This is a genomic window from Methylosinus sp. (genome assembly GCF_036560965.1).
GTDB lineage: Bacteria > Pseudomonadota > Alphaproteobacteria > Rhizobiales > Beijerinckiaceae > Methylosinus.
Window position 1 is genome coordinate 40,239 of sequence record NZ_DATBQF010000068.1, and the last position, 24,840, is coordinate 65,078.

Annotated in this window: 27 protein-coding genes and 1 pseudogene; 8 read left to right on the forward strand and 20 right to left on the reverse strand. The window is 64.2% G+C overall.

The genetic code is table 11. The features are described from left to right. Positions 1-52: 52 nt before the first annotated feature. The 14 genes from phoB to VIF40_RS17395 all read right to left on the reverse strand — a co-directional run bounded on the left by phoB (position 53) and on the right by VIF40_RS17395 (position 13,417). A complete protein-coding gene (phoB, locus tag VIF40_RS17335) occupies positions 53-796 on the reverse strand; it encodes a phosphate regulon transcriptional regulator PhoB (RefSeq protein ID WP_331938762.1) in 744 nt (247 codons plus the stop codon). Then, positions 793-1,518 (reverse strand): phosphate signaling complex protein PhoU, encoded by a 726-nt coding sequence (gene phoU / locus VIF40_RS17340; RefSeq protein WP_331938763.1) that lies wholly within the window; start codon positions 1,516-1,518, stop codon positions 793-795. Before phoU ends, phoB begins: the two co-directional genes overlap by 4 nt. Before the next feature lie 29 nt (positions 1,519-1,547). After that, positions 1,548-2,333, reverse strand: coding sequence for a phosphate ABC transporter ATP-binding protein PstB (gene pstB / locus VIF40_RS17345; protein WP_331938764.1), 786 nt, complete (start codon positions 2,331-2,333; stop codon positions 1,548-1,550). Continuing rightward, positions 2,330-3,169 (reverse strand): phosphate ABC transporter permease PstA, encoded by an 840-nt coding sequence (gene pstA / locus VIF40_RS17350; protein ID WP_331938765.1) that lies wholly within the window; start codon positions 3,167-3,169, stop codon positions 2,330-2,332. The genes pstB and pstA overlap by 4 nt, the downstream gene beginning before the upstream one ends. 3 nt (positions 3,170-3,172) lie before the next feature. After that, complete coding sequence (gene pstC, locus VIF40_RS17355; RefSeq protein ID WP_414684828.1) at positions 3,173-4,204, reverse strand: phosphate ABC transporter permease subunit PstC; 1,032 nt, start codon at positions 4,202-4,204, stop codon at positions 3,173-3,175. Between the two features lie 216 nt (positions 4,205-4,420). Then, positions 4,421-5,488: a phosphate ABC transporter substrate-binding protein PstS gene (gene pstS, locus VIF40_RS17360; RefSeq protein WP_331938766.1), complete on the reverse strand. Its 1,068-nt coding sequence runs from the start codon at positions 5,486-5,488 to the stop codon at positions 4,421-4,423. A 158-nt stretch (positions 5,489-5,646) separates the two neighbouring features. Further along, positions 5,647-6,711 carry an ATP-binding protein gene (locus tag VIF40_RS17365; RefSeq protein ID WP_331938767.1) on the reverse strand — a complete coding sequence of 355 codons (1,065 nt, stop codon included), beginning with the start codon at positions 6,709-6,711 and terminating at the stop codon, positions 5,647-5,649. A gap of 23 nt (positions 6,712-6,734) precedes the next feature. Continuing rightward, entirely contained in the window at positions 6,735-7,799 is a 1,065-nt protein-coding gene (locus VIF40_RS17370; RefSeq protein ID WP_331938768.1) for a lysylphosphatidylglycerol synthase domain-containing protein, read from the reverse strand. Between the two features lie 134 nt (positions 7,800-7,933). Beyond that, the gene (locus tag VIF40_RS17375) at positions 7,934-9,460 is read right to left on the reverse strand and encodes a DNA polymerase Y family protein (RefSeq protein WP_331938769.1); all 1,527 of its coding nucleotides are present in this window, start codon (positions 9,458-9,460) and stop codon (positions 7,934-7,936) included. Then, entirely contained in the window at positions 9,387-10,241 is an 855-nt protein-coding gene (locus tag VIF40_RS17380) for a hypothetical protein (RefSeq protein WP_331938770.1), read from the reverse strand. The genes VIF40_RS17375 and VIF40_RS17380 overlap by 74 nt, the downstream gene beginning before the upstream one ends. A 268-nt stretch (positions 10,242-10,509) precedes the next feature. Beyond that, positions 10,510-10,776 carry a hypothetical protein gene (locus VIF40_RS17385; RefSeq protein ID WP_331938771.1) on the reverse strand — a complete coding sequence of 89 codons (267 nt, stop codon included), beginning with the start codon at positions 10,774-10,776 and terminating at the stop codon, positions 10,510-10,512. Continuing rightward, positions 10,748-11,140, reverse strand: a complete 393-nt coding sequence (locus VIF40_RS21545) for a PadR family transcriptional regulator (protein ID WP_414684829.1) — start codon at positions 11,138-11,140, stop codon at positions 10,748-10,750. Before VIF40_RS21545 ends, VIF40_RS17385 begins: the two co-directional genes overlap by 29 nt. A gap of 173 nt (positions 11,141-11,313) precedes the next feature. Next, positions 11,314-11,880 (reverse strand): helix-turn-helix domain-containing protein, encoded by a 567-nt coding sequence (locus VIF40_RS17390; protein ID WP_331938772.1) that lies wholly within the window; start codon positions 11,878-11,880, stop codon positions 11,314-11,316. A 211-nt stretch (positions 11,881-12,091) separates the two neighbouring features. Beyond that, a complete protein-coding gene (locus tag VIF40_RS17395; RefSeq protein ID WP_331938773.1) occupies positions 12,092-13,417 on the reverse strand; it encodes a dihydroorotase in 1,326 nt (441 codons plus the stop codon). A gap of 122 nt (positions 13,418-13,539) precedes the next feature. Between VIF40_RS17395 and VIF40_RS17400 the strand changes: the two genes are divergently transcribed. After that, a complete protein-coding gene (locus VIF40_RS17400) occupies positions 13,540-14,364 on the forward strand; it encodes a folate-binding protein (protein WP_331938774.1) in 825 nt (274 codons plus the stop codon). Between the two features lie 112 nt (positions 14,365-14,476). Here VIF40_RS17400 and amoC read toward each other — a convergent pair whose 3' ends face one another. After that, positions 14,477-15,247, reverse strand: a complete 771-nt coding sequence (gene amoC, locus VIF40_RS17405; RefSeq protein WP_331938775.1) for a bacterial ammonia monooxygenase, subunit AmoC — start codon at positions 15,245-15,247, stop codon at positions 14,477-14,479. 166 nt (positions 15,248-15,413) lie between these two features. Between amoC and VIF40_RS17410 the strand changes: the two genes are divergently transcribed. The 6 genes from VIF40_RS17410 (at position 15,414) to fae (VIF40_RS17435) (ending at position 21,089) form a co-directional block, all read left to right on the forward strand. Then, a complete protein-coding gene (locus VIF40_RS17410; RefSeq protein WP_331938776.1) occupies positions 15,414-16,400 on the forward strand; it encodes a GlxA family transcriptional regulator in 987 nt (328 codons plus the stop codon). Positions 16,401-16,816: 416 nt separating this feature from the next. Beyond that, entirely contained in the window at positions 16,817-17,794 is a 978-nt protein-coding gene (mch, locus tag VIF40_RS17415) for a methenyltetrahydromethanopterin cyclohydrolase (RefSeq protein WP_331938777.1), read from the forward strand. 57 nt (positions 17,795-17,851) lie between these two features. Continuing rightward, positions 17,852-18,811 (forward strand): RimK family alpha-L-glutamate ligase, encoded by a 960-nt coding sequence (locus VIF40_RS17420; RefSeq protein ID WP_331938778.1) that lies wholly within the window; start codon positions 17,852-17,854, stop codon positions 18,809-18,811. Then, a complete protein-coding gene (locus VIF40_RS17425) occupies positions 18,808-19,671 on the forward strand; it encodes a triphosphoribosyl-dephospho-CoA synthase (protein WP_331938779.1) in 864 nt (287 codons plus the stop codon). Before VIF40_RS17420 ends, VIF40_RS17425 begins: the two co-directional genes overlap by 4 nt. A gap of 137 nt (positions 19,672-19,808) precedes the next feature. Continuing rightward, positions 19,809-20,318, forward strand: a complete 510-nt coding sequence (gene fae / locus VIF40_RS17430) for a formaldehyde-activating enzyme (protein WP_165054956.1) — start codon at positions 19,809-19,811, stop codon at positions 20,316-20,318. 198 nt (positions 20,319-20,516) lie between these two features. Continuing rightward, on the forward strand, positions 20,517-21,089 hold the full coding sequence (gene fae / locus VIF40_RS17435) for a formaldehyde-activating enzyme (RefSeq protein ID WP_331938780.1): 573 nt from the start codon (positions 20,517-20,519) through the stop codon (positions 21,087-21,089). A gap of 55 nt (positions 21,090-21,144) precedes the next feature. Here the strand turns inward: fae (VIF40_RS17435) and VIF40_RS17440 are convergent, their stop codons facing one another. Next, positions 21,145-21,840 carry a HisA/HisF-related TIM barrel protein gene (locus tag VIF40_RS17440; RefSeq protein ID WP_331938781.1) on the reverse strand — a complete coding sequence of 232 codons (696 nt, stop codon included), beginning with the start codon at positions 21,838-21,840 and terminating at the stop codon, positions 21,145-21,147. Here VIF40_RS17440 and VIF40_RS17445 point away from each other — a divergent pair. Further along, positions 21,839-22,477 (forward strand): hypothetical protein, encoded by a 639-nt coding sequence (locus tag VIF40_RS17445; protein ID WP_331938782.1) that lies wholly within the window; start codon positions 21,839-21,841, stop codon positions 22,475-22,477. The two genes, VIF40_RS17440 and VIF40_RS17445, sit on opposite strands and share 2 nt — an antisense overlap. A 34-nt stretch (positions 22,478-22,511) precedes the next feature. Here VIF40_RS17445 and VIF40_RS17450 read toward each other — a convergent pair whose 3' ends face one another. The 4 genes and pseudogenes from VIF40_RS17450 to VIF40_RS17465 form a co-directional block, all read right to left on the reverse strand. After that, complete coding sequence (locus VIF40_RS17450; protein ID WP_331938783.1) at positions 22,512-23,063, reverse strand: PQQ-dependent catabolism-associated CXXCW motif protein; 552 nt, start codon at positions 23,061-23,063, stop codon at positions 22,512-22,514. Further along, on the reverse strand, positions 23,060-23,965 hold the full coding sequence (locus VIF40_RS17455; protein WP_331938784.1) for a substrate-binding domain-containing protein: 906 nt from the start codon (positions 23,963-23,965) through the stop codon (positions 23,060-23,062). The genes VIF40_RS17450 and VIF40_RS17455 overlap by 4 nt, the downstream gene beginning before the upstream one ends. 40 nt (positions 23,966-24,005) lie before the next feature. After that, positions 24,006-24,473: a c-type cytochrome, methanol metabolism-related gene (locus VIF40_RS17460; protein WP_331938789.1), complete on the reverse strand. Its 468-nt coding sequence runs from the start codon at positions 24,471-24,473 to the stop codon at positions 24,006-24,008. Between the two features lie 153 nt (positions 24,474-24,626). Continuing rightward, a pseudogene (locus VIF40_RS17465) lies at positions 24,627-24,840 on the reverse strand (PQQ-dependent dehydrogenase, methanol/ethanol family); the annotation flags it as partial.

The following is a 24,840-nucleotide window of genomic DNA, read 5'->3' on the forward strand; positions in this document are numbered from 1 at the left end:
ATCATGAGATCGTTTCGCTGCGCTCGCTGTGACGAACAGCGAGTCGCAGGCGTCAATTGCGTCCGAAGGTCTCGTCGAAGGAATAGCCGGTGCCGCGCACGGTGCGGATCGGGTCCTTCTCGCGGCCGCGGATGATCGCCTTGCGCAGGCGCCCGACATGCACGTCGACGGTGCGCTCGTCGATCTCGGCCGAGAGCCCCCACACGCTGTCGAGCAATTGCGCGCGCGAGAAGACGCGGCCGGGCTTCTCCATCAGATATTCGAGCAGGCGGAATTCCGTCGGCCCGAGATGTATCTCGCGCCCGCCGCGCTTCACCCGGCGGGTCTCGCGGTCGAGGTCGATGTCGCCGGCGACGAGGCGCGTCGCCACGCGCTCCGGCCGCGCGCGGCGCAGCAGCGCATGAACGCGCGCCATCAGCTCCGGCGTCGAGAAGGGCTTCACCACATAATCGTCGGCGCCGACGGAGAGGCCGCGCACGCGCTCGTTCTCGTCGCCGCGCGCGGTGAGCATGATGATCGGCATGGTCCGCGTGTCGTCGCGAGCGCGCAGGCGGCGGCAAATCTCCAACCCGGACACGCCGGGCAGCATCCAGTCGAGAATGACGAGATCGGGAACGGATTCGGCGAGGCGGATTTCCGCCTCGTCGCCGCGCTCGACATGCTCGACCTGGAAGCCCTCGGATTCGAGATTATAGGCGAGCAGCAGAGCGAGCGCCGCCTCGTCCTCGACGACGAGAATGCGCGGCGCGCGGTCGTGCGGCGCATCGCGCGGCGTTGCGACGCGAATCTCGTTCATTGCGTGGGCTCATCCGTTTCCGTGCTGGCGGGGAGGCTCGGCGACCGTCCCTTCGGTCGGTCGGTCGGCATCGCCTCGCCAGTGACGAGATAGACGATCGTCTCGGCGACATTGGTGGTGTGATCGCCGATGCGCTCTATGTTCTTCGAGCAGAACAGGAGATGCGTGCAGAAGGAGATGTTGCGCGGGTCTTCCATCATGAAGGTCAGGAGGTCGCGGAACACCGAATCTTCCAGCGCATCGAGCTCGCTGTCATTGGTCCAGACGGCGCGGGCGCGCTCGACATCGCGCTGGGCGTAGGCGTCGAGCACGTCCTTCAATTGCATGGCGGCGACTTCCGCCATGGTCTTCAGCCCGATGACGGCGCGCGGCACACGCGCCTCGGAGAGGATTTTCACCGTGCGCTTGGCGATGCTCTTGGCGAGATCGCCGACGCGCTCGAGATCGGCGGCGATGCGCATCGCGGCGATGCATTCGCGCAGATCGATGGCGAGCGGCTGGCGCCGCGCGATGGTGAGGATGGCGTTTTCCTCGATCTCCCGCTGCAGCGCGTCGAGGCGCTGGTCGGTGGCGACGACGCGATGGGCGAGCTCTATGTCGAAATTGGCGAGCGCATCCATGGCTTCGGCGAGCATTTTTTCGGCGATGCCTCCCATCTCGGCGATTCGGCGGCCGAGCACTTCGAGGTCGCGGTCATAGGAGCTGACGATATGTTCGCTCATGTCTCATATTCCTCGTGCGCGTGTCGCGCTCAGCCGAAGCGGCCGGTGATATAATCCTGCGTCTTTTTGTTCTGCGGCGCGGTGAACAGATTGTTCGTCTCGCCGAATTCGACGAGATCGCCGAGATACATGAAGGCGGTGAAATCGGAGACGCGCGCCGCCTGCTGCATGTTGTGCGTGACGATGGCGATCGTGTAGCGCTCCGACAATTCGTCGATGAGCTCCTCGATCTTCGCCGTCGAGATGGGGTCCAGCGCCGAGCAGGGCTCGTCGAACAGAATCACCTCCGGTTGAATGGCGACGGTGCGGGCGATGCACAGGCGCTGCTGCTGGCCGCCCGAGAGGCCGAGGCCGCTCGAATTCAGCTTGTCGCGCACCTCGTCCCACAGCGCGGCGCCGCGCAGCGCCGCCTCGACGCGCCCGTCCAGCTCGCTGCGCGAGAGCTTCTCGTAGAGGCGAATGCCGAAGGCGATATTGTCGTAGATCGACATCGGGAAGGGCGTCGGCTTCTGAAACACCATGCCGACGCGCGAGCGCAGCAGGTTGAGGTCTATGCGCGGGTCGAGGATGTTCTCGCCGTCGAGCAGCACCTCGCCCTCGGCGCGCTGCCGCGGATAGAGGTCGTACATGCGGTTCAAGATGCGCAGCAGAGTCGATTTGCCGCAGCCCGACGGGCCGATGAAGGCGGTCACCTTATTGGTGTAGAGCGGCAGCGAGATCGATTTCAGCGCGCGCGACTGGCCGTAATAAAAGTCCAGATCGCGAACCGAGACCTTGGTTGGAATAGTGGCTTCGACAACCGGCATGGCGGTCATTGGTGTTTTCCCTGGCTGCTGAGCGCACGCGCGGTGATGGAGAGCAGAAGGACGGCGATGGTGACGAGCAGAGCGCCGGTCCAGGCGAGCTGCTGCCAATCCTTGTAGGGCGAGAGCGCGAATTGGAAGATGACGACGGGCAGGCTGGAGACCGGCGCGTTGAGATCCGTGCTCCAGAACTGATTGTTCAGCGAGGTGAAGAGCAATGGCGCCGTCTCGCCGGAGACGCGCGCTATGGCCAGCAGCACGCCGGTGACGATGCCCGATTTCGCCGCACGATAGGCGACGCGCAGCAGCATATGCGAGCGCGGCAGGCCGAGCGCCGCCGCCGCCTCGCGCAGCGGGCTCGGCACCAGCAGCAGCATGTCCTCCGTGGTGCGCACCACCACGGGCACCACCAGCACGGCGAGCGCCAGAGCGCCGGCGATGCCGGAGAAATGCCCGACCTGCGCCACCACCACCGTATAGACGAACAGTCCGATGACGATGGACGGCGCGCTGAGCAGAATGTCGTTGATGAAGCGCACGACCATGCTGAGCTTCGAATAGCGGCCATATTCGGCCATATAGGTGCCGGCGAGCATTCCGAGCGGCGTGCCGAGCAGCACGCCGATCGTCGTCATCACCAGCGATCCGGCGATGGCGTTGAGCAGGCCGCCGGTGGAGCCCGGCGGCGGCGTCATCTCGGTGAAGACGGCCGGCGTGAGGCCGCGCGCGCCCTCATAGATCAGCGCGCCGAGGATCAGCACCAGCCAGGCGAGGCCGAAGACGGTGCCGGCCCAGCACAGCGTCGTGGCGAGAGCGTTGGTGCGGCGGCGGGAGGCGGAGATGGACAAGGGTCAGGCTCCCGATTTCTGCTCGATGCGCATCAGCATGAAGCGCGCCGCCGCCAGCACGAAGAAGGTGATGACGAAGAGGATGAGGCCGAGCTCGATCAGCGCGGAGGTGTAGAGATCGCCGACCGCCTCGGTGAATTCATTGGCGATCGTCGCGGAGATCGTCGTGCCGGGCGCGAGCAGCGAGCTCGACACCCGATGCGCGTTGCCGATGACGAAGGTGACGGCCATCGTCTCGCCGAGCGCGCGGCCGAGGCCGAGCATCACGCCGCCGATGACGCCGACGCGCGTATAGGGAATCACGACGTAGCGCATGACTTCCCAGGTCGTGCAGCCGATGCCCGAGGCCGCCTCCTTCAGCATCGGCGGCACGGTGTCGAACACGTCCCGCGAGATGGAGGTGATGAAGGGCAGCACCATGATGGCGAGGATGAATCCCGCCGTCAGCATGCCGATGCCATAGGGCGGGCCCGCGAACAGGCTCGACAGCACGGGAATGTCGCCGGTGAGGGAGATCAGCGCCGGCTGCACATGCTGCTGCAGGAAGGGGGCGAGCACGAACAAGCCCCAAATGCCGTAGATGATCGACGGAATGCCGGCGAGCAGCTCGATGGCGACGCCGATCGGGCGGCGCAGCGCATGGGGACAGAGCTCGGTGAGGAAGATGGCGATGCCGAGCCCCAGCGGCACGGCGATGGCCATGGCGATCGCCGAGGTCACCAGAGTCCCGTAGATGGGCGCGACGGCGCCGAATTTCTCGGTGACCGGATTCCAGGACTCGGTCGTCAGAAAGCCGAAGCCGAAAGCCTGTATGGCGGGCAGAGAGCCATAGATCAGCGAGAAGATCACGCCGCCGAGGATCAACAGGACGAGGACGGCGGCGGCGCGGGTCAGATTGTGGAAGAAGAAGTCGAACAGGGCCATGCGGCCGAGAACTTTCCCGCGGTCGACTTCGGCGGCGCGGGGCGGCGCTTCTACGATTGCTAGGTCCGACACGCTATTGTCTCTCGTTTGGCGGTTGAAGCCGGCGTCCATCGCGCGCTCCCGAAGGCGGAATTTTCATGTGAGGTCATAGCGCAGGTCGTGGGTGAGCTCACTACGCCTGGAGGCGCCGCGTCGAAAGGAAGCGGGCGGAGCTCGTCCTCGGTTGGTTCGTTGCGCGCCATTCCGCTGCCTGTGTCTCGTGCGTCTCGCGTCGAGGGGCGCCGGCGGAATATCCGCAAGGACATTTCGCCGGCGCGCGTCGATGGATCAGTTGTTCGAGGCCAGCGGCTTGCCGCTCGCATCCTTCACATTGGCGGTCCAGCTCTTCTTGATCATAGCCACCACATTGGCGGGCAGCGGGATATAGTCGAGCTCCTCGGCCGCCTTGCCGCCCTTGGCGAAGGCCCAGCCGAAGAATTTCAGCGCCTCGCCGGCCGCGGCCGTGTCCTGCGGCGCCTTGGGCAGCAGGATGAAGGTGGCGGCGGTGATCGGCCAGGACTGCGCGCCCGGCTGGTCGGTGAGGATCTGGTAGAAGCCCGGAGCGTTGGCCCAATCGGCGTTGGAGGCCGCGGCCTGGAAGGTCGGCGTCGTCGGGGCGACGGTCTTGCCGTCCTTGTTGACGAGCTTGGTGAAGGTCAGCTTGTTCTGCTTGGCGTAGGCGTATTCGACATAGCCGATCGCGCCCTTGGTGTTGGCGACGTTGTTGGCCACGCCTTCATTGCCCTTGGCGCCGATGCCGGCCGGCCACTCGACCGCCGTATTCTCGCCGACCTTGCTCTTCCAGTCCTCGGAGACCTTCGAGAGATAGTTGGTGAAGTTGAAGGTGGTGCCCGATCCGTCCGAACGATGAACGACGACGATCGGCGTCGCGGCGAGCTTGGCCTTCGGATTCAGCTTCTTGATGGCGGCGTCGTCCCAGCTCGTGATCTGGCCGAGGAAGATCTTGGCGACGGTCGGGCCGTCGAGGACCAGGTCTCCCGGCTTGACGCCGTCGAGATTGATGACCGGCACGATGCCGCCGATGACCTGCGGCCACTGGATCAGCTTGTCGGCGTCGAGCTCTTGCCCAGTCAGCGGCTTGTCGGTTGCGCCGAACGTCACGGTGCGGGCCTTGATCTGCTTGATGCCGCCGCCGGAGCCGATCGACTGATAGTTGAGGCCGTTGCCGGTCTCGGCTTTATAGGTCTCCGCCCATTTGGCGTAGATCGGATAAGGGAAGGTCGCGCCCGCGCCGGAAATGTCCAGCGCCAGCGCCGGGCTCGTCACCGCCGCGCCGGCCACGGCGGCGAAGGCCGCCGTCGCGACGGCGACGCGTTTCAAAAGGTTGGAGATCATTTGTGGATCGCTTTCAGCTCGAGAACAATAGAAGGGCGCCGGGCGCCTGTCACAGCCCAGTTTCTAACGATGGGGCAATAGAGTTTTGTGACATCAAAATTACGATATTATGACATAAGATAGCCTTGATTTTTGCCTGTGTTATCAAATGACTAACGTCATGTCTTTTGGGCGCCCGCGTCGATGGCGGGCAAAATCACTCGAAACAGCGAGCCCTCCCCGAGCGCGGACTCGATGCCCAGCCGGCCCCGATGGCGCAGCACAATGTGCTTGACGATAGCGAGGCCGAGCCCTGTACCCCCTTTCGCGCGGCTCTTGCCGGCGTCGACGCGATAGAAGCGCTCGGTCAAGCGTGGAATATGCTCTTGCGCAACGCCCGGCCCGTGGTCGCGAACGGAAAGAACGGCGGTGGCTCCTTTACGAACGAGGGAGATTTCAACCGCCTTCGGGCCGTCTTCGCTGCGGCCGTATTTCAGGGCGTTTTCGATAAGATTCTCAGGAATGCGGGCCAGCTCGTCCCTGTCGCCCGGAACGATGACGTTGGGCTCGAGATCGAGCGCCAGAGGAATATCGTTTTCTTCCGCCATGGGCGTGAGCGTGTCGACGATATGCGCGAGCAGCATGGTCAGGTCGACCGCCTCCGCCGGCCGCACATGCATATGCTGCTCGATGCGCGAGAGGGAGAGAAGGTCGTCGACGAGACGCGCCATGCGCTGGGCCTGCTCGCGCATGATCCCCAGGAATTTGTCGCGAGCGGCCGGATCGTTTTTGGCCGGACCCTGCAGCGTCTCCACAAAGCCCAGGAGAGAGGCGAGCGGCGTGCGCAGCTCATGGCTGGCGTTGGCGACGAAATCGACGCGCATGCGTTCGACGCGGTGCGCTTCGGTCAAGTCGCGCAGGCTGATCATCGCGGCGGTCTCGTAGCCCGGAAAACGGATGGGCGCGATATGCGCCTCGAACCAGCGCTCGAGCGGAAGGCGCTCCACCCACGAGGCCTTTTCCGCGTTTCCGCCGGCGAGCACGCGCATGGCGGCGTCGAGCATATCGGGCGACCGCAGGCTCCGAGACAAAGGCTCGCCAATGCGCAATGTCGGCGCGAGGATGCGCGCCGCGCTGTTGAAGGCAAGCGCATGAGTCTCCGCATCGATGATGAAGACAGGCTCGGGCAGCGCGTCGATCACCGGGCCGAGCATATCTTCCGCGGGCCATCTGGGGTGCGTCATGGAGGCGTGCCCTCAGCCCAACGTCAGGGCGTTCTTTCCTCGATAATGCGCGCGACCGCCTCGCGCAATGCGCCCCAGCGGCGTGCGCCCTCGTCGGCGCCGAGCATGGCCAGAGCGACGATAAAGGGAAGGAAGTAATAGATGAGGCGGAACAATAACAGCGAGGCGAGAACGCTTTCCTGCGATCCGCCTGGCATCGCGTGGAGCATTGTCGCCTCGAAGACGCCGAGGCCGCCGGGGGCGTGGCTGACAACGCCCAGAATGCAGGCGAAGACGTAAATCGCGAGGAACGCCGTATAGTCGAGCTGGATGCTTTGCGGCAGCAGCATGTAAAGCACGGCCGAAGCGGCGCACAGATCGGCGGCGCCGACGATGAGCTGCTCGACCGTCGCAAGGACGCCGGGCAGTTGCAGGACATGGCCTCGCAGGCGTATGCGCCGCGGCTCGAGCGCGACCCACGCGCCATAGCCAGCGACCGTCGCGAGAATAAGAACGCCGAGCGCGACATGCAGCGCGATGGGCAGATGATCCAACGCGGCGAGCGTTTCCGCCGCTTTCATCAGGGCGAAGCCGACAACGGTCGTCATTCCGAGCCAGAAGGTGACGCCGGTGATCACCGTGAGATTGGCGACCTGCAGCGCACTCATGCCGACGCGCGAATAGATCCAGTAGCGAACAGCCGCGCCGGTGACGATCGGAAAGCCCAGATTGAAGGAGATGGCGTAGCTCGCGAAGGAGGCGAGCGCCGTGACGCGATAGGGAGAGTAATGGCGAATCTGGCGAAGGGCCGAGACGTCATAGCCGGTGAGCGCAAAATAAGAGAGAACCGTAAAGAAAAGCGCCGCCAATATCTGGCCGCCGCTCGTCGCCTTCAGCGCTCCGACGACATCCCCGAAGCTGACATGCGAGAGCACATTGGCGAGGATATAGGCGGCGACCCCGAAGAGCGCGAGGCTGGCGAGAGCGCCGAGAATGTGGGTCGCGCCGTGGGGGAGTCGATCCTGAAGCGTTTCCAGAAAGGTCTTGCGCCGGACGACGGCCGGCAGGCCCGATTGTGACGAAATGGCGAGGTCCTCGTCTTGTTGCATCTAACGCTCGTTGGGAGTGGCGGCCGGTTTGCAACCGGATCGCAGCCCAGTGACTTCGTCCTCCAAAAGATGACGCCAGAATGACGGACGACCGCCTTTTAGCTTGGGCGCGGCGCCGGCGAAGTCAAGGGCCCTTACGACAGGCCATGCACGAACCAGCGGGGACGGTCGGTCTCCCGCCCGTAAAGACCTTCGCGGAAGAGCCAGAACAATTGTCCGTCCCTGTCCTGGGCGTGAAAATAATCCCGCGTGAGGCCGTCCGGCGCGTCGCCCCACCAAGGGGGCGCGATGCGCTCAGGCCCTTCGAAAGCAACGATCTCGCGCAGAACGCGCCGCCAGCGGAATTTGAGCGGCGGACCGTCGGGAAAAAGCGCGATGGCCTCGATCGGCTCGGGGCGCTCGAAAAGCCTCAGGGGGCGCATCGCTTCCTGCGCCGGGAAAGGCGCCGGCGGCCCAAATGCGGCGGGAATGGCGGCCACGGCGAATTCCGGCAGATGCGCGGCCTCTGGATGGAGCCGCAAGACGCGACGCAGGCCGAGCCGCGCGCCGAGCCGGTCGAGAAGGTCGCCGAGGTCCGCGTCGTCATGGGCGCCGCGCGGCGGCGGAGCAAGATTCGTCTGGGCAGCTCCGGCGCTTTCGACTTCGGTCGCCGAGAGCCGCAGCACGTCGAAGCCATAGCCCGTATCGAGTCCTTCCTCCGCGACCGCCGAAAGCCGCTCGACGAGGAGCGCGGCGAGGCGGGCGGGCTCGCGCAGCGGCCGGCTCGTTCCAGCCGCAATGCGTTTCACCGCGCCGTCGACCCGGTAGAAGACGGCTTCAAGCCGCCGCGCGCCGACGCCGGCGCGTTCGAGCATGGGGCAGAGATCGGCGCAAAGGCGCTCTAGCGTCGTCTCCAGATCGGCCTGCCGCGTCAGCCCGTCGGGAAAGCGCCGCTCGGCGATGAAGGCGGGCGCCTCGAAGCGGGGGGTAATGGGGTCGCGGGTGCGGCAGGTCAGCGCGTCGAGCCGCGTCAGCGCCTCCTTTCCAAAGCGGGCGGCGAGCGGGCCGCGCGGGCGCGCGAGAAGATCGCCGAGGCGGCGAAGGCCGGCGCGCCGCATGCCGGCGAGGGCTTCCCCTTCCAATTCCAGCGCCTCTATGGGGAAAGCGGCGACGAGGCAGTCGAGTTCTTCCTGCCCGGCTTCCGAAGCGACGTTGCGGATATTGGAAAAGCGCGCGAGCGCCCGGGCGAGCGCGGGCCCCGGCGCGATCGCCGCGCGGGCGGAAAAGCCTAAGCGCCGCAGGCGGTTTTCGATGTCGTCGAGAAGCGCCGCCTCGCCGCCGAAAAGATGCGCCGCGCCGGTGACGTCGAGCAGCACGCCGTCGGGCGGATCGGGGGCGGCGAGCGGCGTGAAGCGGCGGCTCCAGTCGGCGAGCCCTTCGACGAGCGCGGCGTCGGCTCTGGGGTCGGCCTCGGCAAGCGCCAGGGCGGGGAAGCGCGCGCGGGCGTCCGCGACCGCCATGCCGGGCGCAAGGCCGCGTTTCTGCGCCCCCGCGTCGACGGCGGTCAGGCGCTCCGCGCCCTTGACGCGGGCGTAGAGGGCGAAGGCTTCAGGCTTGCCGCCGCGACGGCGCAATAAGCGGTCGGTCGGGAGCCTCGGCAGGAAGACGCTCAGGAAACGCATGACGGAACGCTACTCTGTCAGGATCGAATGCGATGTCGCGCCATTGCGCGGGATCGAACGCGCCCAAGGCGCCGAGAAGGCCCGCGCGAGCCTTCAGGACCCGCAGCCGCCACAGGAAGGGCGCCATGGAGGAGAGCGGCGGGCGCGCCGAGGGGAGCGCCGGCGAAGGGGCTGGTCTGGCGGCGATCTCGACGCGCAATTCGGCGGCGCTGGAAAAACGCGCGGCTTCCGCCCCCTGCGCTGCGAGAACGCCCAGCGCGCCGCCGCGCCGCGCGGCGAGCAGCAGGCGGCGCGAGGCGGCGAGGTCATAAAGGCGGGGCGCGAGGAAAGTCTCGGCGACGACCGCCGCGCAAGCCGGGCTTTTCAAGGCCTCCTCCATGGCCCAGAGCGCCTCGCGCGGCCGCCGGACCCGAACCAGCGCGAAGCGGGACAGATCGACGCCCGCCCCTGCGAGGCCGCGCCCATAGGGCAGGCCGAATTCGCGCGCGCTCATATCCTCGACGATCAAGACCAGCGCGCCGCCCGCGCGCGCCGCCCGTGCCCGCAACGCCATGGCGAGGGCGAAGGCCGCCGCCGCAGGCGCGTCCGGCGGGCGGGCCGGGAAAACCTCGCTCAAGCTCCCGCGCCCGGCGGCGAAAAGCGGATCGAGGAAATCCTCGCGCTCTTCGCAATGACGGGGGCAATCCAGTAGGGACTCGCGCGCCGCCCCGCCGCGCGCCTCTATGGCGGCGATGCGGCGGCGCAAAAAGAGAATGCGTTCCGAAACGCCGCCCTGCGACATCGGTCCAAAAGCCCTGATCTGGAGAGAGCGCCCCTGAGCGCGCGTTCGATATTTGTTCTCGCGCAGGAAAGAGTCAAGGGCTGCCCTCCCGGTCGGGTCTCAGTTTGAATTTCGGGCGCGGGTCAATTTTTGCGCTCGGCAAATGGCAGGATGCCACCATTATCAGACGTCCGGGTGGGCGTTCCATAATGGCGGATTATTCGACAGAAAAAGGGACTGGCCGAAGCCAGTCCCAAAACCTGCTACGCCGATCGCCGCCTGCTTGATTTCAGTAGCGCGCCAACCGTTCGTAAAGCCGCCAGCCCCAGTAAATGACGCGAAAGACCTGATAGGCTCTTATCGAAAGAGAAGGCCGCAATGACGTGGCCAGTTCCTTGATCGCCCATTGGACGGCGGCTCCTTCGCCATCCTTCTCAAGGATCTCTTGGTAGCAAACCAAGAATTCCGGGAGCCAGTAGGCAGCATAACGACCGCCGGCCAGCATGTCATATAAAATTGTCATCCACTTACGCGGGTGACGGTTCTTCATACTCATTCTCGAATATCCTCGTTGCCGAAGACATCCGGCTAAAGGTCGCCGCCGTTACTTTCAAAGCCTGTGTGCCGGACGCTTGGATGTTGAAGATGCGTCGGCGACGACCACCACGGACAGGCTCTGGTTTGCTTTCTTGAGAGTTGACATATCCCTTGTCTTCGAGTCTCTCTAACGTCCCGAAAACTTGTGCAATTGAGACCTGCCGATCAAGTCGTTTTGTTAGACGTCGGCTTATCTCCGCAGGATATGCATCATTCCCAAGCTGTGAGACAGTCAGAAGTACTTCATATTCAAAATGTTGCAGAAGCTTGATTCTGTCTGTCTCTTTATTGTTTACGATGCTCTCAGCTGTATATGCATGCATCACTTCTCCTCTAGGTTATTAGGTCTCGCCAGACGCTGCCCGGACCACTCCGAGGGGCGCTAGCCATAATGTTCTAGTCGATAACGTTAGCGCCGTCAACGTAATCTTGGTGGCGTGGACGAGGCCCTAGCGGCTGCACTTGACGCAACAGGTAGGGAGTGCGTCGTGAAACCTTAAGCGGCTGTCTCGGCAGCCTTTTGCCGCTTGTCTCGAAATTCCTTGGCTTTTCGGAACTCTGGTTCGAGCTCGATGAGGCGCTCCCGCAGGCCCTCAAGCCGATAGGCGCTAGAAATCTGCTTTTGCTTGCCGCGAAATCGGTGCTCTCGCTTGATGAGACCGGCCTTTTCGAGGCCGTCTAGATAACGCAAAACCATGCGCTCGCTCTTGCCCATACGCCGCGCAATTGTCTCAATTTTGGGATGAGGGGCCTTGTCTGCATCCCACCAATGCTGGACGAGAGCAATAACACGTTGAATTGCGTTGGCGAGATCTTCAACCGGGCCTGTGCGTAAAGCAGCAGGTTCGGTAGCTGGGTGAAGCCGTAGGAGCCCACAACCTGTCGGCTGAAACGATCTTCGAGTTTCCGCTTCTCCTTCTCCTTCGAGGAGGGAGGCGTTGGCATCTTCACAACAGATGCTGTGGGCTTTGGCGCTGTCGTCATGGGTGATGATATGCCGATGATTCGCCTTTGGGCACAAGACAGCCAAAGCCCCGTGGGGGCCGCCATTTCTGACGGGCATCCCTACGTGATGCTACGTGCTGTCCACGATGCGTGCTATCCGAAGATACGTCTTCATCGGCCGCCACTCCTGACGCCCATAGTCGGGTCAAAAATGACAGGCCTATGTCTGTCATAACTGACGGGCATGTTTTTGCAAGTTCCGGTAAGCGCGGCACGGACTGATGCCGGCGCGCAGCCAGCGGCGCACCTCAGGCTCGCCTCCCAAACCCTCACAACCCCTGCTGAAACCGTATCGGCCTCCCCGTCGACGGCGTCGTCAGCTCGCCTTCCCACATCACCCGCGCGCCGCGGACAAAGGTCCCGACCGGCCAGCCGGCAACTTCCACGCCATGGAAAGGCGTCCAGCCGACGCGCGAGGCGATCCATTCGTTGCGGATGATCTCGCGGCGCTTCATGTCGACGATGGTGAAATCCGCGTCATAGCCCCGGGCGATGCGGCCCTTGCCCGCCATGCCGAAGATGCGCAGCGGCCCGGCGCTCGTCAGATCGACGAAGCGCGCCAGCGTCAGCCTGCCGCAGTTCACGGCGTCGAGCAGTAGCGGCACGAGCGTCTGCACGCCCGTCATGCCGGAAGGACTTTTCGGATAAGGCTGCGCCTTTTCTTCCAGCGTGTGTGGGGCATGGTCCGATCCGATGACATCGACGACGCCCTGCCGCAGCCCTTCCCACAGCGCGTCGCGATGGCGGGCCTCGCGCACGGGCGGGTTCATCTGCGCCAGCGTCCCGATACGCTCATAGGCGCTCGACTCCAACGTCAGATGATTTGGCGTGACCTCGACGCTCGCGAGATCCTTGTGATGCGAGAGAAGCGCGATCTCCTCCGCCGTCGTGACGTGCAGCACATGGATCAGCGCGCGTTTCTCGCGCGCGATCTTTACGAGCCGCTGCGTCGCGCGCAGCGCTGTCTCCACGTCGCGCCAGACGGGATGCGAGCGCGGGTCGCCTTCGACGCGCAAATCCTTGCGTTCGTTCAGCCGTTGCTCGTCCTCGCTGTGAAAGGCCGCGCGCCGGCGCGTATGCGAGAGCACTTCGGCGATGCCCTCGTCGTCGGCGAGGAGGAGCGAACCCGTCGAGGAGCCCATGAAAACCTTTATGCCGGCGGCGCCCGGCAGGCGCTCGAGCTCGGCCGCATGCTTGGCGTTCTCATGCGTGCCGCCGACCCAGAAGGCGAAATCGCAATGCATGCGGTCCGTCGCCCGCGCGACCTTGTCGGCAAGCTCGGCCTCGCCCGTGGTGAGCGGGCTGGTGTTGGGCATTTCGAAAACGCCGGTCACGCCCCCGAGGACGGCGCTGCGAGAGCCCGACTCGAGGTCTTCCTTGTGGGAAAGGCCAGGTTCGCGAAAATGGACCTGCGAATCGACGACGCCGGGGAGGATGTGGAGACCCTTGCAGTCGATCGTCTCGCCGGCGGAGGCGCGGGAGAGATCGCCGATCTCGGCGATTTTGCCGTCGCGGACGCCCACGTCGCGCAACCCCTCGCCGTCCTGGTTGACGAGCGTGCCCCCGGAGAGGATGACGTCGAATGTCTGCGGCATGAATGGCGCCCCGTTTGCAACGATAACGCCCTAGATAAGCACAAGTCGCCGATGCGCCAAGCCAGTGCGCAGAAAGTCGAGCGTGTCGATCGTCGCGCATGCTCCAGCAACAGGAAAGAAAAATGACCAAGGCGATTCTGCTCGCGGACCGCGGCGTTGTCGAGGTTAGCGGCGAGGACGCGGCTAAATTCCTCCATAATCTCGTCACCAACGACATTACGTCGCTCGGGAACGGCGAAGCCCGCTTTGCCGCTTTGCTGACGCCACAAGGAAAAATCTTGTTCGATTTTGTCGTTTTCTCTCCGGGAGAGGGGCGTTTCCTGCTCGATTGTCCGCTTCCGTTCGCTCCCGACCTCGAGAAGCGGCTGAACATGTACAAGCTGCGCGCCAAGGTCGCCGTGGCGAATCTCAGCGACAGGCTCGAGGCCGTCGCCTTTCCGGACGCGCCGGAGCGCCCAAAAGTAGAGGCGATTGCGCTTGCGCCCGACCCGCGCAGCGAGGCGCTGGGCTGGCGGGCGCTCGCCGAGAAAGGCAAGATCGCCGCCGCTGGCCCGCTCGCGGAATATGAAACGCGCCGCATCCGCGCCGGCGTGCCGCTGGGCGGCGTCGACTTCGCCTATAGCGACGCCTTCCCGCATGAGACGAACATGGACCTCCTCGCCGGGCTCGATTTCAAGAAGGGCTGCTATGTCGGCCAGGAGGTCGTCTCGCGCATGAAGCACCGCAATCTCGTGCGCAAGCGGGTCACGCGATATCGCGCCCCCGGCGGCGCGCCCAGGCCCGGCGAGTCGATCCGCGCAGGCGATGTCGAGATCGGCGTGACAGGCTCCGCGATCGGCGAAGAAGGTCTCGCCCTCATCCGCCTCGACCGCCTCGCCGACGCCGAGGAAAAAGGCCACACTCCCATGGCCGGCGGCGTGAAGCTGGAGTTCGCAGAGAGAGACTGACGGGACGATTTGGTCGCCTTCCGACCCTGGGCGTCGAAAGGCGACCCTAGCTCGACAACAGCATTACTCAGGAGCGCCGCCTCTGGCGCGGCGCGCGCCCCTTACGCTTCTCTCACTCGGTGAGAAGCGCGACGCCTTCCTTGCCGATCAGGCGATGGATGTTCAGCAGGAGCTGGAGCACGACGCCAAAGACGCCGAGCGCCATCCAGCCGAAGAACACGAAGCCCCAATGCAGCGGCGCGACGAACAGCTCTTCCATGAACCAGAAGGTGTGGCCCCACTCGTTTAAGCCGACATTCGGGATGATCATGAAGGGGCCGATCGAGACGATCAGATAGGCGAGCGAATAGCCCTTGGAAAAGTAGGGAATGCGCGTCTTCGCGTGGAAGAAGCAGCCGACCGCCAGGATCGAATAGATCGGGTAGCTCATGTAGAACTCGATGATATGCGACGGCGTGAAGTCCGTGTCGCGGATCACGGTCATGTGCCAGGTGCCGTCCTGCTCCGTGAAGAAGGAGGCGCCCCAATAGATCGCCGCCGCATAAACGACGAGCCATTTCACATTATCGGCGATCGCGCGCATCTCCTGACGGGGCGTCACCGCCGACATGTCGCGCACGCGCGTTTTCCAGAGGTAGCCTGCGAGCGCGAGGCCCGAGATGAGCTCCAATGGAATTTCCGACCAGAGGATCGACATCCAGTAAGTCTGAAACTCCGGCGCGAATGAATCGAGGCCGGCGCGCCAGCCGTAGATCTGCTCGTAAATACGAACGATCAGATAGAAGCTGTTGAGCAGCCCCAATCCGATCCACAAGCCTCTCAGATCGACGATCGGCTTTTCGGCTGTGGCGGCGCCTGCCGTTGTCTGTGTCGTTGCGCTCATTTCTCTTTCTCCATTTCAACCGGGAAACGACCGGCGTTTCCGGTGATGAAGAGGATAAAGAGCGTCTTGCGCTTGCCAGCATGGCAGGTTTGCCATTACTCTTGCAAAGTCTGACAGCGAATTTGCCAATAAACAGGCAATTTCCGCCAAAAGCGGAGCAGCAGCAGTGGATATCGCCATTCTCGGTTACGACGATTGTTTGGGGCAGGGCTTCATCGGCGCAGCCGACCTCCTCGCGATGAGCCGCCGCATGCTGAAAACGAAGGAGCGGCCAAACCCCTATCGCGTGGTGACAGTAAGCCACGATGGCGCGCCGATCCGTGACGGCTTCGGCCGCATCCATGCCGTCGACGCCTCTTTCGCGTCGCTCGACGCCTGCGCTGCGGTAATCGTCCCGCCCTTCCTTTGCGATTGCGACAATCTCGTGCCGAGCGCCCCGGCCGTCAACGCGGCGGCGGGCTGGCTCAGGCGCCAGCATGCGGTCGGCGCGATCGTCGCGGGGTCTTGCAACGGCGTCTTCCTGCTCGGAGAGGCCGGGCTTCTGGACGGCCGGCGCTGCACGACGACATGGTGGCGCCACGATCAGCTGAGAGCGCGCTATCCGCGCGCCGACGCCGCCTGGGGCGCCTCGCTCATCGATGACCGGCGCGTGGTCACAGCCGGCGGCCCCCTATCGTGGATCGATCTTTCGCTTCATGTCATTCGCGCGCTTCTCGGCGACGAGGCCGCGAAAAAGGCTGCGGATTTCACCGTTGTCGACTCGGCGCCGTCGACTCAGACGATATACATTCCGCCGGGCCATCTTTCGGCCTCGAACCCTTTCCTGCTCCAAGCCGAACACATCGTGCGGCAGGCGGGCGACGCGCCGCTGACCTCCGTGCAATTGGCGCAAGCGCTCGGCGTCTCGGACCGCACGCTTCATCGTCGCCTGAAGGAATTGTCCGGAGAAACGCCCAAAAATTTTCTCGACCGCGTCCGTTTCGAGACGGCGCGCATGCTGCTGGAGACGACGCGAAGCTCGGTCAAGCAGCTCGCCACCGCTTCGGGCTATGCGGACGAGACGAGCTTTCGGCGGGCGTTCCGGCGCTACGCCGGCATGACGCCAGGGGCCTATCGTACCTGGTCCCTGGCGAGGCGCGGCGTGAAAGCGTAAAAAAGCAAGCCGCCTCAGCGATGGATCGCGTCGAGCGTCAAATCGAGCGCGCGGACCACCCCGACATTGGCGAGGATGATCGTGGCGATCGCAAAAAGGACGATCGTGACGTCGCGAAGCGACAATTCCTTCGGTCCGATAGCAGCCGCTCGATCAATGTCTCGCGTGTTCATTTCGACCGCCCTGAAAATGCCGCTGAATTGACGCAAGCTAACCGCCTACGCCCAGACCATGAAGCTTCTGTGAAGCTTTTCTGGCGGGCCGCGGCCTCCACCGGGGGCGTTTGCAAGCCGCTTTCGTTTCGCCGCAAAGCCCGATAAGTTCCCCGCTTGCAGACCGCTTGCCAGGCGCTTTTGCCATAAAACGGCAAAGATATGGGCGGTAGAGCCATAGAGATTTAGAGGGAAAGACCACAAGTGAGCGCTAGCGAAAACACGGGCCGCGTTACGGCCAGCGTCAACACTCTCGCGGGCGAGATCGTCGACCGTCTCGTCGCCGGCGCCGGGCGCTATCGCGTTTCGGTTTCGCGCGGCAGCCTTGGCGAATTGCTGATCGACGCGGGCGCTAAAGCCGCCGGCGGAATCGACGCCGGCCTGCTGCTCACCGAGATCTGCATGGGCGGCCTCGGCAAGGTCACGCTTTCCCATGCGCCGGGCGCTGCGAAATGGCCGTTCTGGCTCACGGTCACCAGCAACGATCCGGTGGTCGCCTGCCTGGCCAGCCAATATGCCGGCTGGAGCCTGAGCCACGAGAAATTCTTCGCGCTGGGCTCCGGACCGGGCCGCGCCCAGGCGCGCGTCGAAAAGCTCTTCGAGGAAATCTCTTACAAGGATCGCGCCGACCGCGTGACCATCGTGCTCGAATCAGGCTCGCCGCCGCCGAGGGAAGTCGTCGAGAAGGTCGCGTCGAAGTCCGACGTCTCGCCCGACAAGGTCGCCTTCGTCTATGCGCCGACGCAATCGCTCGCGGGCAGCGTGCAGGTGGTGGGCCGCGTGCTCGAAGTCGCGCTGCACAAGGCGCATGAGCTGCATTTCCCGCTCGAAAACATTGTCGACGGCATTGCGACGGCGCCGCTTTCGCCGCCGCATCCGGACTTCGTGCAGGCCATGGGCCGCACCAATGACGCCATTATCTACGCCGGCCGCGCGCATCTCTTCGTGAAGGGCCCGGCTTCGGCGGCGAAGGAGCTCGCCGAGAAGCTGCCGAGCAGCAATTCGCGCGATTACGGCCAGCCTTTCGCGGAAATCTTCAAGGCCTATAAGGGCGACTTCTACCAGATCGACGGCAGCCTGTTCTCGCCGGCGGAAGCGCTGGTGACGGCGGTCGAAACGGGCGAAACCTTCCGCGCCGGCAAGATCGACGAGGCGCTGCTGGACAAGTCGTTCGGCGGCTGACGCATTCCCTCTCCCCGTGAAGCGGGGAGAGGTTTAGGATCAGGGGCTGGGGCGTTAGTGGCTGCGTTGCAAGCATTCGACCATCCCCTCGACCCTCACCTGAGCCATCTTCCTCCACGCAGGGAGAGGGGGCGTCCCCGCGTCGCCGTCTTCACCGACAAGCTCGACTGGCATGTCGAGCATACGCTCGCGGCCTTCCGCGCGCTGGGCGCGGCGCCGATCGCCGTGCGGCTCGCCGCCTGCAGAATAGACACGACCCGCCCGCACGGCCTCGCCATCCCCGGTTTTCACACGCTTCCCGACCTCGCGATCGTGCGCGCCATCGGCGACGGTTCGCTAGAGGCCATCACCATGCGGCTTGGCGTTCTGCATGCGCTCGAAGCGCTGGGCGTTCCCCTCGTCAACGGCGCCCGCGCCATCGAGCGCTGCACCGATAAAAGCATGGCGAGCTTTCTGCTCGCGCGCGCGGGCCTCCCGGCGCCCGAGACATTCGCGACCCAGTCGCTCGCTCAGGCGCGCGAGATCGCCCGGCGGGAATGCGCGAAGGGGCCGCTCGTCATGAAGCCTCTCTTCGGCGCCCAGGGCTGGGGGCTGCGGCTGATCGAAAACGAAAGCGACATTCCCTCGCTCGAGGAGGCGCGCGGCGTCTTCTATCTCCAGCGCTTTGTCGGTCCGAGCCGCCCGCCTTACGAAGACATGCGCATTCTCGTCTCGCGCGGGGAGGTCGTCGCCGCGATGAAGAGGCGCTCGAGCCATTGGATCACCAATGTGCGGCAGGGCGCGAGGCCTGTTAGCGCGGAGCCGACGCGGGAGGCGCGCGACATGGCGCTTGCGGCGTCTCAGGCGATGGGAACGATCGTCGCCGGCGTCGATCTCATCACGCGCGCCGATGGCCGGCCCATGGTTTTGGAGGTCAACAGCATGCCGGGCTGGAGCGGGCTGCAACGCATCGCGCCTTTCTCGATCGCCGAGCGGCTGGCGACGGACGCGCTGCGGGAAGTGGCGCGTCCGGCATGATTTCCCATGCCTCCGTCGCCCGGGCTTTCATCGACGCTTGCGAAGCGGAGCTCGCGGCGCCCAAGCCCGGCAATGTCCATTGGTTCGCGCCCGGCCACGGGATGGAGGCGAAGGATTTCATCGACAGCGCCCACGCGGCCGCGCTCTATATCGCCGCACCGGACGCGAGCGTCGGCGAGCGTATCCTGCGCGCGGTCGAAGCCACCTGGGCCGCCGTCGGTCAAAACACCAATCTCGGCATCATCCTGCTTTGCGCGCCGCTCGCCCATGCGGCGTTGAGCGCCAAGAGCCATGACCTGCGCAACGAGACCGCCCGCGTCCTTGCGACGCTCGACGTCGCCGACGCGGCCGCTGCGTTTCGCGCCATCGCCCGCGCCAATCCCGCCGGATTAGGCTCCGTGGAGGCGCACGACGTCGCGGCTCCGGCGGAGATAACGTTGCTCGAAGCCATGCGCGCAAGCGCCGACCGCGATCGCATTGGTCGCCAATACGCCAATGATTTTTCGGATATTTTCGGGACCGGCCTCGAAGCCTTGCGGCGCGCCCGCGCGCGGGGTCATGACGCGCCGCGCGTGACGCTTGAAATATATCTCGCCTTCCTGAAGTCTTTCCCGGACAGCCACGTGGCGCGCAAATACGGGATCGAGACCGCGCGAACGGTTCGCGAGGAAGCCGCTCGCGCAGCCGCCCGCATCGACAGCGCGGCGGGGCGCGACGAGGCCTTCGCGGCAGCGCTGGACTTCGATCGGAAACTTAAGGAAAACAAAATCAATCCAGGCACGAGCGCTGACCTGACGGTGGCGGTTCTTTTCGCCGAATCTCTCACGGCCATCTTGGCAAGCGCGCGCAAAAATGGTTGAGTCCGCGCCGCGCGGGGTGGTCTCGCGGCTATCCGGCTAACCGGTCGGGCGATTTAGGCCGACGTCGAAAACGAAGGATAGGGGCGTTCACGGCGCGAAGCGCGCGAATGCCTGGGGGAAGCTGAAAGGGAACACACATGGCGAAGATCAACAAGATGCTGGTCGGCGAGTCGCTCGTCGGCGAAGGCAACGAAGTCGCTCACATCGACCTCATCATGGGCCCGCGCGGCTCGGCCGCCGAGCTCGCTTTCGCGAACGCGCTCGTCAACAACAAGGACGGCTTCACGACCCTGCTCGCGGTCGTCGCTCCGAACCTGCTGTGCAAGCCCAACACGATCCTCTTCAACAAGGTCACCATCAAGGGCGCCAAGCAGGCCGTCCAGATGTTCGGCCCGGCCCAGCACGGCGTCGCCAAGGCCGTCGCCGATGCGGTCGCCGAAGGCATCATCCCGGTTGAGGAAGCCGACGACCTGTTCATCTCGGTCGGCGTGTTCATCCACTGGGACGCCAACGACGACAAGAAGATTCAGGACTACAACTATCAGGCCACGAAGGAAGCCATCGCCCGCGCCGTCGCCGGCGAGCCGAAGGCTGCCGAAGTCGTCGCCAAGCGCAACGACGCCAAGCACCCCTTCGCGCCGAATTGATTTCTCACGCCGAAACGCTTTCGAACGAAAGCGCTCGAGGCGAAGGAGGATCGAGGGAGCCTCGCGAGAGCGGCTCCCTCTTTTGGCCGAACATGAGACGCGCCGCAATCACTCGGGCGTCGATTGACGAAATCGGGCTCCGCGCGTGCGCGCAAGAGACGCTGCTGGACGCGAACAGGACCGGGAGGGATAAAACACATGGCTTCTTTCTTTGAAAAGATTCTGGGCGCGCTGTTTCCGAAGCCGACGACGGGCTTCGGCGGCTCCAGCAGCGCCAAGATGGGCGTCGGCGAATCGCTCGTCGGCGACGGCAATGAGGTCGCCCATATCGACCTGATCATGGGCCCGCGCGGCTCGGCGGCGGAAAAGGCTTTCGCCAACGGCCTCGTCAACAACAAGGACGGCTTCACGACGCTGCTCGCGGTGATCGCGCCGAACTTGCTCGTCAAGCCCTACACGATGATGTTCAACAAGGTGACGATCAAGAACGCCAAGCAGGCCGTGCAAATGTTCGGCCCGGCGCAGCATGGCGTCGCCAAGGCTGTCGCGGATTCGGTCGCCGAAGGCGTCATTCCGCTCGAGAAGGCTGAAGATCTCTTCATCTGCGTCGGCGTCTTCATCCACTGGGAAGCCAACGACGATCAGAAGATTCAGGACTTCAACTATCAGGCCACGAAGGAAGCCATCGCCCGCGCGATGAGGGGGGACCCCAAGGCTTCGCGCGTTGTCCAGGAACGCGTCACCGCCAAGCATCCCTTCGCCGCCAACTGATGTGAACGGCAAGGACGCTAGCTTGAAGAGGGGAGCCTGAGCGCTCCCCTTTATTTTACCTGAGCTGCGCGAGATCCGCGTGAGTCAGCCGCCCGTCGTGCAAGGCTGTGGCCACCAGAGCGCCGGCCGCGCCCGCTTCTTCCAAAGCGACTAGGTCGCCCACGCTGCGCACGCCGCCCGCAGCGAAAACGCGCCGTCCTTCCGCCCGGCGCACAATTTCGCGGAAGCTCATCAAATCAGGCCCCAAGCCCGAGCCAACGCGCGCGAGCGTCATGACGACGACGCGCTGCGGCCAGAGGCTCGCGTCATTGAGAAGCGCTTCATCGCCGAGAAAGGACCGCGCCGAGAAATCGAGAGAAAGAACAACGTGAGGGTTGTCGCGGAAGGAACAAAGCTCGCATGCATTTTCATAGCTCTCGCTGCCGATGACGACATGGACTTGCGGCAGCGCGAGCCAGCGGTCAATTTCGGCCGCGCGTTTCGATCCGGCGTCGACCCAAAGGCCCGCGGGCGCTATCGCCTCGCTAATGGCCCTGATCGTGTCATAATTTTCGCCTCGCCCTTCGATCGCGTCGAGATCGGCGATATAGAGGGTCTCGAAGGGATGGACCGACATCAATCCGCGCGCGACGTCGAGCGGCGCGCTGGTCTGCGCCAACGGCGTTACGATCGGCTTGTATTCGGAACGTCGCCCGGAGATCGCGCGCACGACAACGCCCTTGCGAATATCGATGACGGGGATGACCTGCATGAAGCATTATAGGCGCATGTCGATGAGAAAAAACCTGTGGCGGGCGTTGATCCTTGCGTTTCTGCTCGCGCCGAACCCGGCTCCTGTCCGCGCCCAAACCATGCAGAGCGACTGGCCCTGCAAACAGGTGCGCGTGCCCGAGATCGCGCTTGCAAGCGTTTGGACGGGACCATCGATCGAGAGTGAGCGCAAAAGGTGGCGTGACGATCCTGCTGTCTCTGAACTCGTCGCCAAAATTGCGCCGCGGCGCACGCCGCTCGAAGAGGCGGAGAGGCGCATCGACGACTTCGCGAAGGCAGGGGGGAATGACAAGTCGCGTATGACGCTGCTCTTCGCGGCTCTCTACGAAAAGATGAACGACGAGCGGCGCGATGTCGTCAACGGGCTCGACCGCTTCGGCGGGCGGTTGAAGGAGATGGCGGAAAAGACGCGCCAAGAGACGCAGTCATTTTACGAGCTGCAAAATCAAAAGCCCGTCGACCCCGAGGCCGTCAGGAAGGCTGCCGAGGCCCTGCAATGGCGCGTGCGGCTTTTCGATGAGCAGCGCAAAATGGTGAGCTATGTGTGCGAAAGCCCCGCCCTGATCGAGCAGCGCTTCGGGGCGCTGGCGCGCAGGATCATCTCGAAGATGGAATAGGGGGTGACAGCATTTGTCCCAGGTGAGCGCAGACTCACTCCCGCGGTTCTGGCTTGCGTTCGTCGAGGGGGTGTTTCGCGGCCGCCCAGCCGTCTGTGCCTTGCGGATACCAGGAAACATTGGAATATCCGAGCGACATGGCGCGCTTGGCGGCGTTCCAGGACATCCAGCAATCGTTGAGGCAATAGAAAACCAGCGGCTTGGCCTTGTTCTCACCGGTCGCCCTGGCCAGGCCTTTTTCGAAATAGGCCTGCGTGGCTTCTGAAAGCGCGCCATAACCCGTATCGGGTAGCCAGATGCTGCCCGGAATATCGAAGCGCGGCTGCTCGCGCCACACGGCGTTCGGCGGCAGGCCCTCCGGCTTCGGCGCGTGCGGCAAAGCATCGATGAAGGCGGCGGTCTTTTCGCGCCAGAGCTTGAAAGCCGTCGCCGTGTCGATGACGGCGGCGCCTTTCAGTGTCGCAGGCACGGGCGCGCGATAAGCATCCAATCGGTAACCATCGGGCTCGGCCGGCGCTTTCGACTTCGCTTGCGCCGCAATAGTGAGCGGAACAATCAAGGCGGCGAGGATCGCGCGGCCTTTCACGGCGTCTTCCGTATCGGCTGCCCAGTTTCATCGAGCCTTGGCGCGCCGTAGTCTTCGAGGATCTTATCGATCTCCAGTTTGTTCTGCGCGATGAGATTATTGAGCTCCCGCTTCCAGTTCTGATCTGAATTGCGGACGCCGAAGGCGATGCGGAACGCCATGCGCACGCCGGGCGTCTCCGGAAGCAAGGCGACATTCAGCCTGGCGTTCGATTTCTTTGCGTAATAGCCCGCGATGGGGCCCCATAGCAGCGCGGCGTCGATGTCGCCCTTCTCGAGATCGTGGATCATCGCCGCGCTCGAGGAATCGATGCGGGTGTCGACCATGAGCGGATAAGGCTTCACGAGGCCGATCATGCCGTTTCTGGCAAGGATGTTGCCGGGGGGCGTATTGGCGACCAGGCCGATGCGGCCTTTCTTTTCCTTCAGGCGCGGATCGTCGAGGTTCTGGACGCCGTCGAGATCGGACCCGGCGCGCGTTACGATGGCGTAGGTCGTTCGGTAATAGGGATTCGTCGGCTGCACGAGGTCATTGCCCTGCGGCATGCCGAGAATGACGTCGCAAAGATGCGCGTTGAGCGTATTGCGCACGAAGCCCGTCGCGCCGGGATAAAAAGCGTAGGCCAAATCCTTGCCGAGCTTCTTCGCCAGCAGCTCCGCGATCTTGTTCTCGAAGCCCTCGCCCTTCTCGTTGGAGAAAGGCAAATTGTTCGGGTCGGCGCAGACGCGCAGCGTTTTCGGGTCGATGAGCTCGATCCCGCCCGAATTGTCGGAGCCTTTGGCGCCGGCGTCCGGGCCCATATGCTGCGCAAAGCCAGACGCCGCCGCGAACAGAATCGCGACGGCGCAGGCTAACGGCGGGAGCGCGGCTGCGCCGCGCTTGAATATGCGGGAGACGATCATCTGATCGGACTCTTCGTCGTTCGCCTTGTGCTGTTCGGCCTTACTTGGCGTTCATGCACTCGGCTTCGGCCTTTTTGAAAGCCTCGGGCGCCGGCTCTTTCTTCTCCGGACGGCCCGGCTGAACGGCGCCGGTCGAGAGCGCGCGGAGATAGACGTAGAGGTCGTCGATGTAGCAGACGGCATTCTTGTTGTCGGCGAAGGCCGGCATGACGCTGTTGCCGTTCTGACGGCCGCCGATCACGATGCCGGCGAATTCGGCGTAATTGAAGCGCTTCACCGACTCCTTCAGCGCCGGGGCGTAGGTCGAGCCGCCGCCGTTCGGGCCGTGGCAGACGTGGCATTCGGCGTGATAGCGGCGATAGCCGGAGAAAGTATACCAGTCGACCGCGCCATCGGCGCCGACATTGTAGGTGGGATCGCCTTTCGCGTCGAAATATTTGCCGTTCTCGGATTTCACGGCCTTGGGGTCTCCCGGCGGCTCGGCCATGGCGGAGGTTCCCACAAACATCATGACGCCCAGGGCCAGGGCCCCGGCAAGCGGCGATCTCATCATTCTCTCCCTGATCAGGTTCTTTTAGCCTTAAAAGACGGCGCCCGGCGATTCCCTGATTATGAGGATTCGCCGAGCGCCGGTTTTCTAATGCGCGACCTTACGCTGCGCTCAGTTTGGCAGAGCGAAGACGGTCAGCACGCCGCCGAGGGCGGTGTAATTGGCCAGCGAGGCGTAGTTGCCCACCGCGCCGAGACCTTCGTTCGACTTCGACAGACCGGCCGCGAGGCCGATGCCCGCCCAGCCGCCGACGCCCGACAGGACCGCGACATACTGCTTGCCGGCGGATTCATAGGTCATCACGTTGCCGATGATGCCCGACGGG